We start from the raw sequence: 17,716 nt of genomic DNA, 5'->3' as shown, positions 1-17,716 counted from the left end.
CCCTATTGTCCCCCGTCTGGCAAGAGCCGGAGCGAGGATCAGGTCGCAGCAATCAGCACCGTGCTTTCCGGCGACCAGCGCAGCACCACATCCTGCCCTTCCGCCAGCCTGTCGGCGCCGGTGTTCTGCACGATCACCTTCAGTGTCTGGCCGGCACGCTCGACGAAATAGGTGCTGTTGTTGCCGGCGAAGATGCGTTTGGAAACCTGGCCCTTCAGCATGTTCGCATCGCTATCCACAGCCCCGGCATCGGTGCCGATCCGGATGCGCTCGGGCCGCACGGCGCAGCTCGCCTTGGCGCCGGCGGCAAGCGTCGCACCCGCGCCCGCGGCAATCGCCGTACCATCCTGCAGGCGGATGCCGTTGCCGGTCGTATCGCCGCGAAAAATGTTGGCGTCGCCGAGAAAGGTGGCGGCGAATTCGCTTTTCGGCCGATCGTAGATCTCCTCCGGCGGCCCCTCCTGCACCAGCCTGCCGTCGCGCAATATGCCGATGCGATCGCTCATCGTCAGCGCCTCTTCCTGGTCGTGGGTGACGAAGATGGTGGTGATGCCGATCTCGCGCTGGATGCGCTTCAACTCGATCTGCATGTCGACGCGCAGCGCCTTGTCGAGCGCGCCGAGCGGCTCGTCGAGCAGCAGCACGCGCGGCTTGGTGACGATGGCGCGCGCCAGCGCCACGCGCTGGCGCTGGCCGCCGGAGAGCTGGTGCGGCCGGCGGCCGCCGAGCTTGCCCAACTGCACAAGGTCGAGCGCGCGCTGCACTTCGGTCGCAATCACCGCCTTGGCCTCGCCCCGCACCGAAAGGCCGAAGGCGACATTGTCGGCGACGCTCATATTGGGGAACAGTGCATAGTTCTGGAACACCATGCCGATGCGTCGCTTCTCGACCGGCACCCGCTCCACGCTCTCGCCGCCGATGGAAATGCGGCCGGAGTCAGGAAAATCGAAGCCGGCGATCTGCCTGAGCAACGTGGTCTTGCCGCTGCCCGACGGACCGAGCAGCGCATAGAAGCCGCCATCGGCGAAGTCGATGGAGACATCGTCCAGCGCCTTGTGCGCGCCAAAACTGCGCGAGACATCAGATACCTGCACGCCGGCCATTATTTCTCTCCGCCGAATTTGAAGAAGCGCGCCGTGAGCAGCATCAGCGCCATCGACACGACAATGATGATGGTCGAGACAGCATTGATCTCGGGCGTGAACCCTTTGCGGATCGCGGCATAGATCTCGACCGGCAGCGTCGTCTGGCCGGGCGTCGACAGGAAGTAGGACACGACGAACTGGTCGAACGACACGGCAAAGGCAAACAACCCGCCGGCGATGACGCCCGGCATGATCCAGGGCAGCGTGACACGAACTGTGACCTGCCACTGATTGGCGCCGAGCGAGCGCGCCGCCTCCTCCAGTTCCGGCGCGAAGGTCTGCAGCCGCGCCGAGACGACGACGATGACATAGGGCAACGCCAGCGCGACATGGCCGAGCAGAATGGCGAACAGGCCGCGTCCGATGCCGACGCCGAAGAAGAAGATCAGCATCGCCGTGCCGGTAATCAGCCAGGGAATGGCGATCGGCGGGAAGAGCAGCACCTGCAGGACCTTCTTGCCGCGAAATTCGTAGCGGAAGAGCGCCAGCGACGCCGCCGAGCCGAGCACCACGCTGATAATGGTGGTGAGGATTGCGATCTCCAGGCTGTTCCAGGTCGCGGCAATCAGCTGGTCGTTCTGCCACAGCGAGGCGTACCATTCGGTCGTCCATTCGAACGGCAGCTGGTAGAAGGGCGAGACGTTGAACGACATCAGCGCCATGATGATGATGGGAAGATAGAGGAAGGCGAGCAGCAGCCCGATGTACAGCCGGCCAAGTCCTTCCAGGATGCGGGTCGTCGCCATCACGCAGCCCTCCGCAGCACCGGCGAGGCGATCGCCAGGATGACCAGCACGACGGCGAGCAGGATGAAGGATAATGCCGCCCCCAGCGGCCAGTTGAACACGGCGACGAACTGGTCCTCGATCATGGTGCCGTAGAACGTGCCGGTGCGCCCGCCGAGGATGCGCGGCTCCATGAACGAGCCGACGACGGGGACAAATATGAGCGCGGCACCGGCCACTAGGCCCGGCATCGACAACGGAATGATCACCCGCTTCAGCACTTGCAGCCGCGTGGCGCCGAGCGAGCGCCCGGCCTCGATCAGCGAGTCGTCGATTGCCTGCAAGGTGAGATAACAGGTCAGCACCATGTAGGGCACATAGGAGTGCACTAGCCCGATGATGACGGCCGGATAGGAATACATCAGATCGATGTTGATCTTGAACGGCAGCACGGCGTTCAGCGCCGTATCGAGGATGCCGCCTTCGCGCAAAACCATCGCCCAGGAGAAGATGCGCACCAGCCCGTTCGACCAGAACGGCAGGATGACGAGCAAGAAGATCGCTTCGCGGCTGCGCCCCTTCAGCACCTTGGCGAGCACGTAAGCGGCGGGATAGCCGATGACGATGCACCACAGCGTCACTTCGAGGCCGAGGCGCAGCGAGGCGAGCAGCAGCGTGAGATAAAGGCTCTGCGAGAAGAAGGCGGCATAGTTGCCGAGCGTGAAAGCCCAGGGCTTTCCCGACAGCGGCAAGTCGGTCATGAAGGAGAAGAAGACCATGGCCGACAGCGGCAGGAAGATCGCCACCGTCAGCCAGATATAGGCCGGCGCCAGCAGCGGCAGAGCCGATCTCAACCCGCTGCGCGATGCGGTCGCGCTTTGTGCCGCCATGCCACCCTCCTCCCCAGGATTGAAAGGACCAGCCGGCGCGAACCGCCGGCTGGTTCGGACGTGCGTTTTATTTCACGTCGACCTTGAGCTGCTGCCAGAGCGCCAGATAGGCCTCGCGCTGGGCATCGGTGATCGGCGCCTGGAACTGGATGCGCTTGGCGACCTCTGGATCGCCCATCACCTTGCGGTTGAAGGCATCCTGAGGCAGCGCCGCCACGGCCTTGGTGTTGGCGGACACAGGGGCGCCGACTTTGGTGACCCATTCGACGTAGAATTTCGGGTCGATCATCCAGTTGATGAAGGCCTGCGCGCCCTCGACATTCTTGGAGCCGACAGGAATGGAGAAGGCATCCAGCCAGGCGACGGCGCCCTCCTGCGGAATGACCAGCGAAACCGGCAGCTTGAAATGCGTCTTGGCGCGATCGGCCGATCCGCTCCAATAGGTGCCGATGTCGATCTGGTTGGAGGCGACCATCTGGTTCCAGTCGTTCTCCGAGCTCCAGAACGTCTTGATCTGCGGCATCAGCGAGGTGAGCTTCGTCTTGACCGCATCCATATCCTTGATGTCGTTTATGTTCTGACCGGTAGCGATAGCGCCGAACTGCACCGCCTCGACGGCGTCGTCGCGAATGACGACGCGGCCCTTGTGCTTGGGATCCCACATTTCGGCGATCGACGTCGGCGGCTTGTCGAAGGATTTTTCATTGATGGCGAGCGCGGTCAGGCCCCACACCCATGGCACGCCATAGACCTTGCCGTCATGGTCGAGCATCGGCGAACCGGCCTTATCCTTGCTGATGTCGGCATAGTTCGGCAATTTCGACGTATCGATCGGCTGGATCAGTTTTTCCGCCATCGCCTGGTCGTTGAAGGCGGCGTTGATCATGACCACGTCATAAAGCCCCGGATTGGTCCGGATCTTGGTCAGCATTTCCTGTTCGGAATTGAAGAAGTCGTTGACGACCTTGTTGCCGGTCGCCTTCTCGAAGGCGGCGACCGCCCAGGGCTCGTCGGCGCCGTAGCCTTTCCAGTTGAGCACATGCACTTCGGCGGCATTGGCGGCCAGCGTGAGTGCGGTGGTGAAAACGGCAGTCGCCGTCAGCAGGGCAGTCAATCTTGGCATGCGCATGTCGGTTCCTCTCATTGTTTGCCCGCTTGGCGGGGCTTGTCAGGCTGTCTGATGGGCCTTCTGGTTCTGGCCCGGCGCGCCGGTCGCGGCGGCCTGGCTCAGGAAAGTCTGGATTTCCGCATCGGTCGGCGCCGATGAGCCGCCATGGCGGGTGACCGAAATGGCCGCCGCTGCATTGGCGTAACGCCCCGCCTCGAAGGGCGGCGTACCGCGCGCCAACGCACTGATGAAAGCGCCGATATGGGTGTCGCCGGCGCCGTTGGTGTCGACTGCCGTGACCTTGAAGCCGGTAATGGTCTGCGCCATGCCGTCGGCCAGCCTGATATGGCAGCCCTTGGCCGCCGAGCGGATGACGACGCCGGCGGCCCGGGGGCAATGGTCGGCGAGCAGCCGCGCCGCCAGGCTCTCGACGTCACCGGAGCCGGCAATGTCGGCGGCCTCCGCCGCGTTGCAGCTGAGCCAGGTGGTGCGGGCAAGCACCCGCGACAGGATCAGGCGCGGAATGTCCGAAATGATCGGCGTCGGGTCAAAGACGAACGGCGTTTGCGCAGGAAGCGCCTCGATCCAGTCTGTGAGCGCGTCGCGGCTTCCCGCATAGCTCAGCGTATAGCCAGAGGTGAACACCCAATCGTCCGGCGCCGCCGATACGGGCGCCATCATGTCGAGGGTGAGCACACTTTCTGCCCCCGGCCACGAGACGAAAGTGCGCTCGGCATCGCTCGAGATCATGGCGACGCAATTGCCGCTGTCCATCGCAAGCGATGGCGGCGTCAGTGTCTCGATGCCTTCTGCGGCGAAGGCGGCGCGCAGGAAATCGCCGTTCGGCCCGCTGCCGAGCTGGCCGCCGAACACCACTGTCATGCCGGTGCGGGAGGCCGCGACCATCATGTTGAAGCCGCCGCCGGCGACCTGGGCAAAGCTCGATGCCGTCTTCTCTGTACCCGGCGCGGGCAAGGCGTCGATGCGGTAGACATAGTCGACCACCGCGCTGCCGATATGGACGAGGCGCCCGCTCATTCGGCCGCGTCCTTGCCGAACCCGGTCTTGGCCACCCTTGCCGCCACGAGATCGGCGGCAAGCGCACGCACCTCTGACATGTCGATGCCGACAAGCCGGGCAATATGCTGCTGCGGCAACAGTGAAAAGCCGGTGCAGGCGCCGGCCATACCGGCCGCGATGGCGCCGATCGTGTCGGTGTCGCCGCCGAGATTGGCGCTGATCACAGCCGCTTGCCAGGGATCGCCCCCGGCGACTTCCAGCACAGCGAAGGCGGCCGGAACCGATTCCTGGCTGGCAACGCCGGTGCCGACCAGGTCGGTGATCAGCCGGATCGCATCCCCCGCCACTTTGCCGCGCACCAGATCCTGCGCCCAGACGATACGCGAGGCGATGTCGCCGCCGGTCACCCAATGGCCAAGTGTCGCCCCTCGCCTCGCCGCCGCGACGGCACTGTCGGAGGCGGCGCGCCAGTCACCGCCGGAAACGCCACGGCTGACGGCCGCCGCGACCGCTGCGGCCGAGGCTATGGCGATCGAGGTGTTGTGCGTGGCGCGGCAGGTCTCGGCCACCTTGGCGACGAACGCGTCGAGTGGCTCCAGCGGCATCATGATGCCGACAGGCGCGATGCGCATGGCAGCCCCATTGGTGTCGCCGCTGCGCCCCGCTTCCTCGGCCGGCACGCCCTTGTTGATGGCGTCGATGGCGCGCTTGGTCGACGGCCCCAGCAGATCGTAGCTGCCGCGCGCCTTGACCTCGCGCTCCCAGTCGAGCAGCGCGTTGACCCAGCGCGTGTGGTCGAAGCGCTCGCCTGAAACTACCAGGATGCGGCCGAGCAGCAGCGCCTGTTCGGTATCGTCGGTAATTGTGCCGGCCAATAATCCCTTCGACACGGGATGCTCGGCGAAGGGCGCGACGAAATCGTCGACACGGCCGTAGAGCTCGGCGATGCGCGCCGGCGACAGGAGCTGCGTCGGCATGCCGAGCGCGTCTCCCAGCGCCCCGCCGACAAGCGCGCCCATGGCGCGATCAAGCGTGTCCGGCATCGCTCAGAACCTCATATGCAGCGCGAAATGCGCCGGATTGAGCAGGCTGGTGACATATTCGATCGGCCGGTCGTCGGCCGCGCGCGTCAGCCGCCGCCCGCGCAGGAAGGGCGTGCCTTGCGGGCAACCCAGGATGGCCGCGTCCTCGGCGTTGAGCATCTCGATGCCGACCCATTCCTCGCCATGGTCGGGGATGAGGCCGGCGCCGCGCAGCGTCTGGTGCAGCGATCCTTCGCGCAGGCCGCGCAGCGGCACATCCTCAAGCTCCGGCGACAGCGGCAGGCGGCTGCGCTCGATCGAAATCGCGTGGCCATCGCTGGCATTGGTGCGCACACGGTCGACGGCGATGAAGAAGGGGCTTTCGATCTCCAGCAAGGCAGCGAGATCGGCGTCTTCGATGATCTCCAGCCGCAGCGTCCTCGTTTCGGCATTGGCGCCGGCATTGGCCAGCGCCCGCGACCAGCCGATCGCGTCGTCGACCGGCTTGCCGTCGAAGGTGACGAAGGAGCCGATGCCGACCTTGGTGGTGATCAGCCCACGGCTGGACAGTTCCTCGAGGCCCTTGCGGACCGTATTGCGGCTGACGGAGAAGCGCTGGACGAGCTCGTTCTCGCTTTGCAGGCGGTCGCCGAAGCCGAGCACGCCGGAGCGGATTTCATGTTCCAGAACGGTCGCGATCTGCTCGGGCTTGCCCGTTCCGGGAGACAGTTGAACCATGCGCCGCTTCATATGCATACCTGTTCAATGAACCTGTATAGTCCTGTTCAATATATGGCTGTAAGCCTCCTGTCAATGCGATGCCGAGACCCCAGGCAGCGACTGGAAATTGCCTGTTTCGGACAATGGCGTCAGCAAGATCGCCAATGACGTGCCGCGCAAGGGCTCCGGCTTCGTCGAGGCGTTGGTTAGACAGCTGGAAGCCCGGGTGGAACCATCAGCGACACCGACGGCACAAGCGTCTCCCCGGCAAAATGCCCGCTCCGGGATACCGGGGCGGGCCTTGGAGGAGGATGAAGGGGGGGACCCTCTCCTCTTGTTTCCACGGGGGGTGTGGACCGAAATCACCATACGCCAGTCCCGCGTGACGGCGGATCACAAGCCGGCTGGCTTGCATCACAATCCGGTGCGCCTCGGCCCCGACATGGTCACGGGATTGCGATCATCCCGGCGGCTTGTAAGCCCGCTAGATGCGCCCTAGTACGACGAGGATGATGATGATCAGCAGCACAAGCCCGAGCCCGCCGCCGCCATAGTAGCCGGTTCCATAGAACGGCCCGCCGCCGAGCCCGCTAAAGCCGCCAAGCAGCGCGAGGACAAGAAGGATGATGAGTATCGTGCCTAAGGTCATGGTTCCCGCTCCCGTGGGCGCTGGTGCGCCGGTTTCGAACACCGTCATTTGCAGTGTTTCGAAAATGAGAACGTTCGAGCCGCCTTACCGTTCCGCCCCTAATGTTCGCCGGCGAAGGAAGGATCCGATATCCCGATAGATACAGGGTAGGAATTGACAGCGCCAGACACGCGGAAGCCCGCCCGAGAGACGGGCTTCCGAACGGCCGGAGGTCAGACCGTCAAAAAGGTTCACGCCGATTGCGCACGTCCATTCCTGGCGCCCCTGGCTTCAGCGGCGGGCGATCAACCGGCAGAGCTGACGCAGGTCGCGATCATAACTGCCCTCGCTGCTGAGCACGTCGACGCAGCGCTTCTTCATACGCGCCACCTGGCTGTTGGACATCTGGGCTACGACACCCGGCAGGCTCGGATGATTGGGATTGCTCGCGTACGAGAGATTGCTCGGGCTGGACGGATTGCTTGGATTGGTTCCGCCACCAATGCCGACGCGCGGACCGGCATGGCGACCGACCGATCGCGGACCCCAGCCTCTTCAATCGACAATCCTGCCCTCAGAACAGGCGGTAGAACAGCCTGTAGCGCACACGTTCCATGTAAGCGCGATACTCCGGTTCGGCGGCCAAAAGGGCCTCCTCGCGCAGGATGCGATACAGCTGCATGTAGGTGATGACCGCATAGACAGCGAGGTTGTGGAAGGAAAAGGCCGACAGCAGATAGAGCACATGGCCGGCGAGGTAGCCGGCATAGATCGGGTGCCGCACAATCCGGTAGGCGCCGCCCGTCATCACACCGCGATTGCCAGGCAGGATGGCAAAGGAACGGCCAAGCGATATCTTGCCCCAGATGACGAACAACAGCGCAACAAACTGCAGCGGCGCGGCGAAATAGACCGGAACAAGCGCTATGCCAGGCTGGAGGCTGATCAACGCGACACCGAAACTGGCGGTCACGGAGACGACGACCGTAAGCGGATTCCAGTCACGCGTCACCGGACGCCGCGACAGAAGCAGCCAGGTGAAAGTGAGGATCTCGGAAATCGCCACCAGCGCGGCGTTGATCCGGGTCGGGTCCTCCACGAGCTGGGACATGCCGCGATAGACGAACAGCCCCGCGCAGGCCAGGGCACAGAGGCGAAAAAAGCCTTCGCGCAGATCGACCAGTATGTCACGCTTTCGCGCCGCGGAGAAAAATCCGCCCTCATTATTATGCGAAAACGCTTCACTTTTTGACGTGAGCAACGCAAACACCCCGATGATCCCTCGAAGCGACCATTGCACGCAACCATTGCCGGGGGGTTAACCGGGACGATCGGATCGGCATCAAACGGGACAACTCCTGCGAAAGCATGCGGGTGCGGGACGCCCCCCGCATGCGAACCTAACGGAACAGGCCGTCCGCTACCGGGTGATGCTTGTCCAGCCTCATCCCAAATTCAGATTTACGAAATACTTCGTGAAATCAGGGCGCTGCGTCAGGATCTTACCATCAGCGTCGCGCAAGATTCCCGCTTTGAAGAGATAGTCGCCGATGGCGTCCATCTTGGCCGGATCCATCGTGCCGATGGCGCCGTTCTTCGCGCGCAGATAATGCCCGTCGATCAGCGCCTTCAGCGACGCCTCGATCAACGCCGGATTGGTCAAGGCATCCTTGTTGGCGGCGATCAGCAGCGCTGCGGCTTCGGCTGGATGATCGACGGTGAACTGATAACCGCGCCCCGTTGCCTGAATAAAAGCCGACGCCAGTGCCGGGTTTGCTTCGAGATAGGCTTCGCTCGAGGAGATCAGCGTCGTATGCTCGTCGGGCACGCCGTAGTCGGCATAGACGAAGCTGCGCTGCTTGATGCCTTTGAGTTCGGCCTCGACGCCCTCCCAGGTCGAGACCTCGAGCGTGAAGTCGACAGAGCCATTGGCCAGCGCTTCATAGGCGGAAGTGCCGAGCGTCACCGTTTCGAAATTGCCCTTGCCGCCGTCGTGGCGGATGATGGTCGAGATCAGTGCGTTTTCCCAGGCGCTGCCGAAACCGCCATAGGTCAGGCCGTCAAGGTCCTTCGGACTTTTGATCTCGCTGCGCGCCGCATTGAAGACCACGCGGCCGGTCTCCGACTGCACCACGGCGTAGACGGCCTTCAAGTCGGCCCCGGCGGTCTTCTGGGTGAACAGGCTGATGGTGCCGTTGATGCCGAAATCGGCAACGCGGTTGGCGACGAGCGTGCCGGCGCCGGTATTACTGTAGGGCAAAATGTCGACCTCGAGGCCGGCCTCGCGGTAAAATCCCTTGTCGCGGGCGACGAACAGCCCGATGTGGTTGGTGTTGACAGTCCAGTCCAGCGCGACGGTGATTTTTTGCGTCGCGGCGAAGACACGGCTCGCTCCGGCGATCAGCGGAAGACCGCTGGCAAGGGTGAGCAGCAAAGCCTGCCGGCGTGTCAGATCAGTCATGGTCATGTCCTTTGGATGGTTGGGGGTTGAGCAAGATGTCGAGGATCTCGGCCTCGAGTGCGCCGGCCTGTTGCGCGGTGGCGCCGGTCGGATCGCGCGGACGCGGCAAGGGCACCGTGATCTCGCGCAACACACGGGCCGGGCGCGCCGACAGCACATAGATGCGGTCGGACAGGAACACCGCCTCGCGCACATCGTGGGTGATCAGCAGCGCCGTCCAGCGATGATGCCGCCACATCTGCTCGAGCCAGCGCTGCATGGCCGCGCGGGTCAGTGCGTCGAGCGCGCCAAACGGCTCGTCGAGCAAAAGCATGTCGCGCTCCTGCACCACGGTGCGCAAAAGCGCCGCGCGCTGGCGCATGCCGCCGGAAAGCTGTGCCGGAAAATGCCGCTCGAAGCCGGCGAGCCCGAACTCGGCAAGCAGCGGCGCGACCCGCGCACGCGCCGCCTGGCGTCCGACGCCTTGCACTTCCAGCCCGAGTGTCGTGTTGTCGAGGATGCGCCGCCACGGCATCAGGGCGTCGCGCTGCGGCATGAATGCGAAATGCCGGCCATGGTCGTCGAGCGGCGTGTCGTCGAACAACATCTCGCCTTCGCCATGCTCGGCACCCGTCAGAAGCTGGAACAGCGTCGACTTGCCGGCACCCGAAGGCCCAAGGATCGAGACGAATTCGCCGGCACCGACGCTGAGCGAAATGTCGGCGAGCACGTCGAGGCCGCCAAACGCCTTGCGCACATGCCGCAATTCGAGCCGGCTCATCGCCCCGGCCCCTTCCCTGCCGGCTGGCGGTCGATCCGTTCCCAGGGCATGGCGAGGCGCTGCAAGAGCGCCGTCAGCCCAAACAGGATCAGCGTGAGTGCGGCACTGACGCCGACCGCGGCCAGCACCAGATCGGGGCGGAAATTGTTCTTGGCGTTGAGCATGTAGATGCCTAGTCCCTTGGCCGCACCGGCATATTCGGCGAAGATGGCGCCGACCACGGCATAGGTGATGGATATCCGCAGGCCGGCGAAGAAATACGGCAGTGCCGAAGGCAGCCGCGCCAGCACGAAGACACGCCAGCACCCTGCCCCCATGGCGCGCAGCATCTGACCGATCTCCACCTCGGTCGCCTCGTAGCCCTGCACCAGAGCCACCAGCATCGGGAAGAAGGTGACCAGCGCCACCAGCATGATCTTTGGCGTCAAACCGAAGCCGAACCACAGCACCACCAGCGGCGCGATGGCCACCAGCGGCAAGGTCTGGCTGACGATGAAGACAGGAAACAGCGCCCGCCGCAGCGGCTGGAAGAAGTCGACCAGCATAGACAGCGCGAAAGCGGCGCCGAGCGAGCAGGCAAAGCCGATCAGCGTGGCGCGGATGGTGGGAATGGCGTTGTCGATCAGCGCCTCGCGATTGAGCATTGCCTGTTCGAAGACGCGCGACGGCGCCGGCAGGATCGTCGGTTTGATGCCGGAATAATTTGCGTAGAGTTCCCAGGCCACGAGCAGCAACCCGACCGACATCACGGCCGGTGCTGCCTTGGCGAAGAGACCCGCGAGCTGCCGCGGGCGGCTTGACGACGATGAGACCACGAGAGGATAACCTTGACGGCCGCGCGACGAAGGCGCGTTCTGTTCAGACAGCGGTGGGGCTGTTGGCGGAAACCGTGACGTCAAGGGTTACGTGGCCGGCGCCCGGCCCGAAGCGGCAGAAGGCTTCATTCAGCGCCGAAAAGATCGCGCCGGTATCGCCGCGCAGTTTGGTGCAGAAGTTCTTGGAGCGATCGTAGACGCCGGACCGTTTCAGGAAATCGATGCAGCCATAGATCTCATCCATGTGGTCGCCGGTGCCCATCACATAGAGCGAGAATTGCGCCGCCGCCGGCTGGCCGGTGGCAGCAGCATTGCGCACGGCGGTGATGGCGGCTTCCTTGCGCGGCCCGAGCGGCCCGACAGGCCCGCCAAACGCGTCGGAGCGGCAGATCGGATCGTCCGGCTCGCCGGGACAGCCGCGCGAAATGGCGGCCGACAGCACGCAATGCTTGCCGCTCCGCGCCGCCGCCACGAACAGGTCGCGCAGCGCCGGGAACAACACTTCGGGTGGCCCGACCAGCAAGGTCGAGATGTCGTCGGTCTCGATACGGAGCCTGTCCCGGTAGGGGTCGAGCGCGCCGAGCGCGCCCAAGATGACACCGACGAAATCGTCGGCCATGGGATAAAGGGAAATCTGTGCGCCTGAAAACATCGCCCGCCTCGCTCCGCTGGTATTACCCAGATCAGCTTCTAGGGTCTGTGGGCTTGCCGCCCCCGTCTCAGCCCCGACCGTACGGAGCACCCCTGTGGATGAGCGCGTTAAAGCACCATTCGAACGGAAGGGAAAGCCGTTTTTTCAGCGCACCGGGCCAAAAGCGTTGCACCAGCAACACCGCAAACGGCATGGATGGGTCCGGCGGCAGCGGCCGGTCAGTGACTGTAGACCCGAGCACGCCGGCTTCGCCCGATACGGTCGATCCGGCAATTACCAACAGCACGACCATCGCGCCGGGCGACATGAACTCCGATGCGGATCGCAATTGCCCGACCAATCCGCAAGGCGCGCAGTCCGATGCCAACGGCAACGCGACGGCCCCCACCGTGAACGACAACAACTGCGGCAAGTAAGTGATTGCCCAAACTGAAAAAGCCGCCGGACATCCAGCGGCTTTTCGATATCATTCCCAACGATGCGTTTGCCCAATCGTTAGGATGCGGCCTTCTCGCGAACCGGCAGCTTCCAGCCCGGCCTGACGAAGTGGCAGGTGTAGCCGTTTGGATATTTCTCCAGATAGTCCTGATGTTCGGGCTCGGCATCCCAGAAGGCACCGGCCGGCGCGACTTCCGTGACGACCTTGCCTGGCCACAGGCCGGAGGCATCGACATCGGCAATGGTATCTTCGGCGACGCGCTTCTGCTCGTCGCTCGTATAGTAGATCGCCGAACGGTAGCTCAACCCGACATCATTGCCCTGGCGGTTGCGCGTCGTCGGGTCGTGGATCTGGAAAAAGCGCTCCAGCAGCGTGCGATAGCTGATCACGGCCGGATCGAAATTGATCTCGATGGCTTCGGCATGGGTGCCGTGGTTGCGATAGGTGGCGTTGGGCACATCGCCGCCACTATAGCCGACGCGCGTGGAGATGACGCCGGGATAGCGCCGTATCAGATCCTGCATGCCCCAGAAACAGCCACCGGCAAGCACTGCGCGTTCGGTCGAAGTCGCCATGTCACGTCTCCTCAAAAAGCAATTCCAGCTCATGCGAGCGTTTCCCGCCCGGAATTGCGCAGATAAAATTGGATTTCCCAATAGATGGGCATTGTCGTCCGCTTCGTCCAGTCGCGTGGAAACAACGCGGCCATGAACGAACGATATCACGACGCGATCGGGGATCGAACCGTTTCAGTTGGGCGGATACTGGGTCGGGCTGTCGACGGCAAGCTGCGGATAGAGCGTGCCCGGCGGAATGGCAGCAAAGCTGATTGCCAAAGGCGGCGCCGTGCGCGACCAATTGAAAAGAACGGTCTTGACCGGGAGGTTGCCCAGCCATGTCCGCAACTGCGGCGGCACGCCATGTCCTCGCCAAACCATCAGCATGCCGTGGTCGCGCAAGCGCTGCCTGGTGATCCAGGGCGCCAACCGGGTGTCAAGATCGGTGAAGATCGACGGCTTGTCATAGGCATTGAGGCCAGCCAGCAAGGCCACCTGGGTATCGCCGCCGACAATGTCGAGCCGGCCGGGCGCCGCCGCGTGCCAGACCGCCTCGGCCTCGTCCGCGATCGGCTCCGCCGGCCAGCAGACGGCGTCCAAGCGCCCCCGCACATTGCAGCCCGTCCAGCGCAGCGCAGCATAGGCGCCCGACACGGTGACGATGCAGAGGAACGCGCAGATCGCCAGCCTTCGCATCTCGATGGCGCCGAGCCGGTGGCCGAGGAAGGCCAGCACCGTGACACCGACAAGATTGTACATCGGCGCGCCCCAGGACTCGCCGGTGCCAATGAACAACGAGGCCACCATGATCAGGGTCCCCGGGCCGAGCCCCATCCACACGAGATAGACCAGAATGCTGCGCTCGACGGGCACTTCGGGGGCGGGCGAGCGCCGCAGCAGGCCTGATATCGCCAGCACCAGAAGAAGGCCGGAGAGTCCGGCCATCTGGACACCTATGTAATAAAGGCGCGCCCGGTGTTCGGCCACCCATTGGTCGCGGGCGGCGAAATAGGTCAGCGGCAGGAAATCGATGCGGTAGAGCGCGATGGCCAGCGGTGTGGCAACGGCGAGAAAAACGGCAAGGCCAAGCCATGGCCAGGGCGTCGCCAGCCGGCTGCGCGCGCGTGCGTCGCGCAACAGCCAGAGCGCGCCGAAGGCAAGCAGCAGGCCGGTAGAGAACTTGGCATAGAGCCCGACGCCCGACACCAGTCCAAGCGCCAGCCACCAGCCCGGCCCGCCGCCACGGCCGGCGCGCCAGAGCAGCCAGCAGATGGCCGCCCAGAACGGCATCTGCGCGTAGTCATGATTGAATTGCGGGGTCGGCCAGCCGAAGAAATAGAGCGACGGCATCAAAAGCACGGCGGCCAGCGCACGGCTTTGCCCGAGCATGTCGCGGGCCAGCAGGTAGACCAGGACGAAGGTCGACGAGATCGTCAGCTGGGCAACCAGATATTGCGGCCAGCGGAACGATCCGGTCAGAAGATGGCTGGTTTCGAGCAGCCAGCCTGGAAGCTGTGGGTGCTTGTAGGTCAACAGCACCCATTCGCGGCCCCACATGAAACCTTCCACCACGTCGCCGGGCGGGGCGGGATCGATCAGTGCCGGCACCGCCGTCCAGCACAGGATCTGCACCAGGCACAAAAGCGCCAGCAAATACCAGGGATGGCGGAGCAGGCCGGGCCATACCGATGACGAGTCGAGGCCGGCGGAAGTCAGCCCCGCCGGCGCCCAACCATCCATGGAGTCGTTTATTCCCACCATGCGGCGCTTAAATCACATCGTCCGGTTTGCCGAACAGTCCCCATAATCAAAGCTTACAAAAAAGTATACTTGCAAGCCATTGCAAAACCAAGATTGGGCAGGAATTTCGGCGCTCCGCTGCCCTCCCCGGCAGAACAGCCGCCCATTTGGTCCTGTCTGAACATCCCTGATATCGATGCGTCACCACCATGCCGTCATCCACCATCGCGCGCTCGACTTCTGGCTGGCACGTGCGGCTGTCCTCGTCATCATCTGTTTGCAGCTCCTGGTGATCAACGATCTTTCGTTCGGCCCGCGCTGGCTGGCGCCGGCGCTGGAGGCCGCCTTGCTCGTGCCCCTGTCCGTCGCCACCGCCTGGACACAGGTCGCCAGCCAGAAAGCGCTCGAGGAGGAGCACTGGTATCTGGTCGGCCGGTTTCGCGTCATCATCCGCAGGACGGCGCTGGTGATGACCGGCGTCGTCAGCGTCATGAATTGTGGTTCGCTGGTGTTCCTGGTGCGCGCCCTGCTGGCGGGCCATGCCGGCTCCAGCGGCCAGACGCTGCTGATCGACGCGCTCAACATCTGGGTCACCAACGTCATCGTCTTTGCCTTGTGGTTCTGGAGCACGGACCGCGGCGGGCCGCCGACATGCGGCCTCGTCAATCGCGCCCATTCCGACTTCCTGTTCCCGCAAATGACCTTGAACGACCGCGAGATCCGCGACTGGCTGCCGGGCTTCGTCGATTATTTCTTCCTCGCCTTCACCAATGCGACGGCATTTTCGCCGACCGACACCTTGCCGCTGTCGCAGCGCGCCAAGCTTTTGATGATGGCCGAGTCGATGATATCGCTGCTGACGATCGCACTGGTCGCCGCCCGCGCAGTCAACATCCTCGCCTAGGCCCAGAAACGCGAAAATAGCCCGCCCGGCGAACCGGAGCGGGCTATCGGATGGTTTGCGCCCAAAGCTGGAGCGCGAGGTCGACGATCTCACCCTCAATCCGCGCCGAGATCGCGTTCGAAAACCACCTGGTCGCGCAGCGGAATGCCGTTCACAAGCAAGCCTTCGGGGTAACCGGTCGATGGCCCGAAGGCATCCTGCACGATGCGAGACATTCGAAAGCCCTGTCTTTGGTAAAATCGCAAATTGCCGATATCGGCCGCCGCGGTCGACACGATCAGGCGCCGGCCGTAACGCTCGCGGCAGCGGGTGACGGCCGCCGCAACAAGGGCACGCCCCAGCCCCTCGCTCTGTCTTGCCGGACGGACCGCCAGGCTCTTGAGCTCGAAGACACCGCCCTCGCCTGTCTCGATGAGCTGCACGTGGCCGATGATCCTGTTGCCCTCTCGCGCGACCAGCACCTCGCCCTCATCGATATAGCTGGAAACCTGCGTGGGGGAATCGTCGGCAAGGGCAAACAGCGGCAGCAATATTTCGCGGTCCCCATCATATCGTTCAATCTGCATCCGTAACCCCGGGCTGGATCAACGCCGCCGTGAGTTCGGCAACCTTTCATCGGGATATAGCAGTGGCCGGGCGGGCGCCACAAACGCAAAAAGCCCGCCTCGGCGCGGGCCGAGGCGGGCATTGGCTCGATCGAGCCGTCAGGCGCGAATTCTCGGACGCACGGCAAGCCTTCGTAGGCAGGAATGAACGTGAAGATACTGGCCGTCGATCGCGCCCCGCCGCGTGCAATCCGTCACCCAAACCAGCCAAACGTAAGGCTAACCACCAAGACCGCGATGAGGATTGAGAGCGGCACCGCCATGAACAGCCCAGCCTCTAATAATCGGGTTTCCTTGTCACTGAACATTAGGCCCTGCCTCAACAAGCTTCGCTCAGATAGAAGCTGCGAAGCCTGTTTCCGTTCCGAATACCGGCGACATGCGATCCACGAGCGATTTGGCTCAACATGGTTGCCTGGAGATCGAAATCAGTTCGGTTTCCCCAATGATGCCGGCCATGCATTTTGCAATGATACGGGAGGCCAGCGCATCATTCGATTGGTGCCCCATTCCGGCCCAACAAAGGCGGTTTCGGGAGCGATTTCAGCGGAGGCTAATTGAATCGCGGTTTTTCAAGGAGCGAGCAGCTGTCGAAAAACCCGCCGGCCGCAGCCAGCGCGCCTCGCCCTTCCTTCGTTCGCACGTTTCGCTGATATGAGCAGGGGTGCAAATATCTTCACCAGTCGGCGCTGCCATCTCAAGGCCCTGCCGGTCAGGCCCAGTGGCCTTCCGCTGCCAGTCCCCACTAGCAACCAAGCCGCTGGGCCGCAGGCATGATTTGCGCCACATATGCGGCATGAAGGCGCTGAACAGAAGGTGTTGCTCGATGCTCCGGACAGACAATGGCGCGGCACTGAGGCTTTCAGATTTTGCCGATCCCAACGATGCAGTAATTGCCGCAATCGAGCTCTATGGGCCGGAAGCGCAGACCGCAGCGGCCTACTGCGCCATGGAAGCACACTTCGCCGGGCGACTGGCCGATTTCCGCCTCTGGTGCGAGGTCTTTCGCGTCTTCAAAACCAGATTCCATTGAGAGGCACATATATCGGGCTGCGCAGCCATCAGCGCGTTCTCGCAGTGCAGCCTGCCGCACGAAGCAACCATCGGAAATACGGAAGCCCGCTTCGGCGGCCTTTCAGTCTTCCGTCGCCGACTTGAACTTCTGCACGATCACCTCGAACAGAATATCCGAAATCCACATCGCGCAGACGCCGATGAGAAACGCCGCCGCCAACGTCGTCGTGTCGTCATTGGCCAGCGGCAGGCCCGTGGCGCGGGAATACTGGACCACCGGCAACGTCAGATAGGCCGCGGCAAGCGCGCCGCAGATCGGCGAAGCCACCATTTCGCGCAGCTTGTAGCGGTGCCGCGACAAAGCGCGCAGGACACCGCCGGCCAGACCGGCGACGACGACCGGTCCCTTGATGCCGAGCAGGTCGAAGAGATCGTGCATCATTTCATCGCCCTCGCGGCATCCGGCGCCGAAAATGACCAGCCGGCAAGCAGTATGGCCGCGTCCAGCGGA

At 63.7% G+C, this 17,716-nt stretch carries 20 protein-coding genes and 1 riboswitch; of the genes, 3 read left to right on the top strand and 17 right to left on the bottom strand.

Going from position 1 to position 17,716, the window contains the following annotated elements; genetic code table 11:
- Positions 1–38 precede the first annotated feature (38 nt).
- The 13 genes from FJV83_RS10300 to FJV83_RS10230 form a co-directional block, all read right to left on the bottom strand.
- Positions 39–1,103, bottom strand: coding sequence for an ABC transporter ATP-binding protein (locus tag FJV83_RS10300; RefSeq protein WP_142886655.1), 1,065 nt, complete (start codon positions 1,101–1,103; stop codon positions 39–41).
- Positions 1,103–1,891, bottom strand: coding sequence for an ABC transporter permease (locus tag FJV83_RS10295; protein ID WP_142886656.1), 789 nt, complete (start codon positions 1,889–1,891; stop codon positions 1,103–1,105). Before FJV83_RS10295 ends, FJV83_RS10300 begins: the two co-directional genes overlap by 1 nt.
- Positions 1,891–2,760 carry an ABC transporter permease gene (locus tag FJV83_RS10290; RefSeq protein WP_142886657.1) on the bottom strand — a complete coding sequence of 290 codons (870 nt, stop codon included), beginning with the start codon at positions 2,758–2,760 and terminating at the stop codon, positions 1,891–1,893. The genes FJV83_RS10295 and FJV83_RS10290 overlap by 1 nt, the downstream gene beginning before the upstream one ends.
- 67 nt (positions 2,761–2,827) lie before the next feature.
- A complete protein-coding gene (locus FJV83_RS10285; RefSeq protein ID WP_095773813.1) occupies positions 2,828–3,889 on the bottom strand; it encodes an ABC transporter substrate-binding protein in 1,062 nt (353 codons plus the stop codon).
- Between the two features lie 39 nt (positions 3,890–3,928).
- Positions 3,929–4,906 carry a PfkB family carbohydrate kinase gene (locus FJV83_RS10280; RefSeq protein WP_142878194.1) on the bottom strand — a complete coding sequence of 326 codons (978 nt, stop codon included), beginning with the start codon at positions 4,904–4,906 and terminating at the stop codon, positions 3,929–3,931.
- Positions 4,903–5,931 carry an ADP-ribosylglycohydrolase family protein gene (locus FJV83_RS10275; protein WP_142886658.1) on the bottom strand — a complete coding sequence of 343 codons (1,029 nt, stop codon included), beginning with the start codon at positions 5,929–5,931 and terminating at the stop codon, positions 4,903–4,905. Before FJV83_RS10275 ends, FJV83_RS10280 begins: the two co-directional genes overlap by 4 nt.
- A 3-nt stretch (positions 5,932–5,934) precedes the next feature.
- Entirely contained in the window at positions 5,935–6,660 is a 726-nt protein-coding gene (locus FJV83_RS10270) for a GntR family transcriptional regulator (RefSeq protein ID WP_095774021.1), read from the bottom strand.
- Between the two features lie 454 nt (positions 6,661–7,114).
- Positions 7,115–7,279, bottom strand: a complete 165-nt coding sequence (locus tag FJV83_RS10260; protein WP_095774020.1) for a DUF3309 family protein — start codon at positions 7,277–7,279, stop codon at positions 7,115–7,117.
- Positions 7,280–7,832: 553 nt separating this feature from the next.
- On the bottom strand, positions 7,833–8,369 hold the full coding sequence (locus tag FJV83_RS10250) for an isoprenylcysteine carboxylmethyltransferase family protein (protein WP_245437620.1): 537 nt from the start codon (positions 8,367–8,369) through the stop codon (positions 7,833–7,835).
- A gap of 333 nt (positions 8,370–8,702) precedes the next feature.
- Positions 8,703–9,719 carry an ABC transporter substrate-binding protein gene (locus tag FJV83_RS10245; RefSeq protein ID WP_142886659.1) on the bottom strand — a complete coding sequence of 339 codons (1,017 nt, stop codon included), beginning with the start codon at positions 9,717–9,719 and terminating at the stop codon, positions 8,703–8,705.
- Entirely contained in the window at positions 9,712–10,479 is a 768-nt protein-coding gene (locus FJV83_RS10240; protein ID WP_095787648.1) for an ABC transporter ATP-binding protein, read from the bottom strand. The genes FJV83_RS10245 and FJV83_RS10240 overlap by 8 nt, the downstream gene beginning before the upstream one ends.
- Positions 10,476–11,294: an ABC transporter permease gene (locus tag FJV83_RS10235; RefSeq protein WP_185973433.1), complete on the bottom strand. Its 819-nt coding sequence runs from the start codon at positions 11,292–11,294 to the stop codon at positions 10,476–10,478. The genes FJV83_RS10240 and FJV83_RS10235 overlap by 4 nt, the downstream gene beginning before the upstream one ends.
- Before the next feature lie 43 nt (positions 11,295–11,337).
- Positions 11,338–11,946, bottom strand: a complete 609-nt coding sequence (locus FJV83_RS10230) for a YkoF family thiamine/hydroxymethylpyrimidine-binding protein (RefSeq protein WP_142886660.1) — start codon at positions 11,944–11,946, stop codon at positions 11,338–11,340.
- Positions 11,937–12,050, bottom strand: a riboswitch (TPP riboswitch). Its footprint overlaps the gene before it by 10 nt.
- On the opposite strand from FJV83_RS10230, the gene FJV83_RS10225 reads away from it, so the two are divergent.
- The gene (locus tag FJV83_RS10225; protein WP_348645171.1) at positions 12,045–12,362 is read left to right on the top strand and encodes a hypothetical protein; all 318 of its coding nucleotides are present in this window, start codon (positions 12,045–12,047) and stop codon (positions 12,360–12,362) included. (Overlaps the previous riboswitch by 6 nt.)
- A gap of 79 nt (positions 12,363–12,441) precedes the next feature.
- Here FJV83_RS10225 and msrA read toward each other — a convergent pair whose 3' ends face one another.
- Positions 12,442–12,960, bottom strand: a complete 519-nt coding sequence (gene msrA / locus FJV83_RS10220; RefSeq protein ID WP_095790728.1) for a peptide-methionine (S)-S-oxide reductase MsrA — start codon at positions 12,958–12,960, stop codon at positions 12,442–12,444.
- Positions 12,961–13,134: 174 nt separating this feature from the next.
- On the bottom strand, positions 13,135–14,682 hold the full coding sequence (locus tag FJV83_RS10215; protein ID WP_142886661.1) for a glycosyltransferase family 39 protein: 1,548 nt from the start codon (positions 14,680–14,682) through the stop codon (positions 13,135–13,137).
- A 196-nt stretch (positions 14,683–14,878) separates the two neighbouring features.
- Between FJV83_RS10215 and FJV83_RS10210 the strand changes: the two genes are divergently transcribed.
- The gene (locus FJV83_RS10210; protein WP_095787645.1) at positions 14,879–15,586 is read left to right on the top strand and encodes a hypothetical protein; all 708 of its coding nucleotides are present in this window, start codon (positions 14,879–14,881) and stop codon (positions 15,584–15,586) included.
- 95 nt (positions 15,587–15,681) lie between these two features.
- On the opposite strand, the gene FJV83_RS10205 is transcribed toward FJV83_RS10210, so the two are convergent.
- Complete coding sequence (locus tag FJV83_RS10205; RefSeq protein ID WP_095773804.1) at positions 15,682–16,152, bottom strand: GNAT family N-acetyltransferase; 471 nt, start codon at positions 16,150–16,152, stop codon at positions 15,682–15,684.
- An 835-nt stretch (positions 16,153–16,987) separates the two neighbouring features.
- Between FJV83_RS10205 and FJV83_RS10200 the strand changes: the two genes are divergently transcribed.
- Positions 16,988–17,224: a hypothetical protein gene (locus FJV83_RS10200; RefSeq protein WP_095203861.1), complete on the top strand. Its 237-nt coding sequence runs from the start codon at positions 16,988–16,990 to the stop codon at positions 17,222–17,224.
- A gap of 102 nt (positions 17,225–17,326) precedes the next feature.
- Here the strand turns inward: FJV83_RS10200 and FJV83_RS10195 are convergent, their stop codons facing one another.
- A complete protein-coding gene (locus FJV83_RS10195; RefSeq protein ID WP_142886733.1) occupies positions 17,327–17,644 on the bottom strand; it encodes a hypothetical protein in 318 nt (105 codons plus the stop codon).
- Between the last annotated feature and the right edge of the window lie 72 nt (positions 17,645–17,716).

This window comes from Mesorhizobium sp. WSM4307 (assembly GCF_007003945.1).
Classification (GTDB): domain Bacteria; phylum Pseudomonadota; class Alphaproteobacteria; order Rhizobiales; family Rhizobiaceae; genus Mesorhizobium.
Note: the sequence above shows the minus strand (reverse complement) of the source record. Positions and strands in the feature narration are given on the sequence as shown.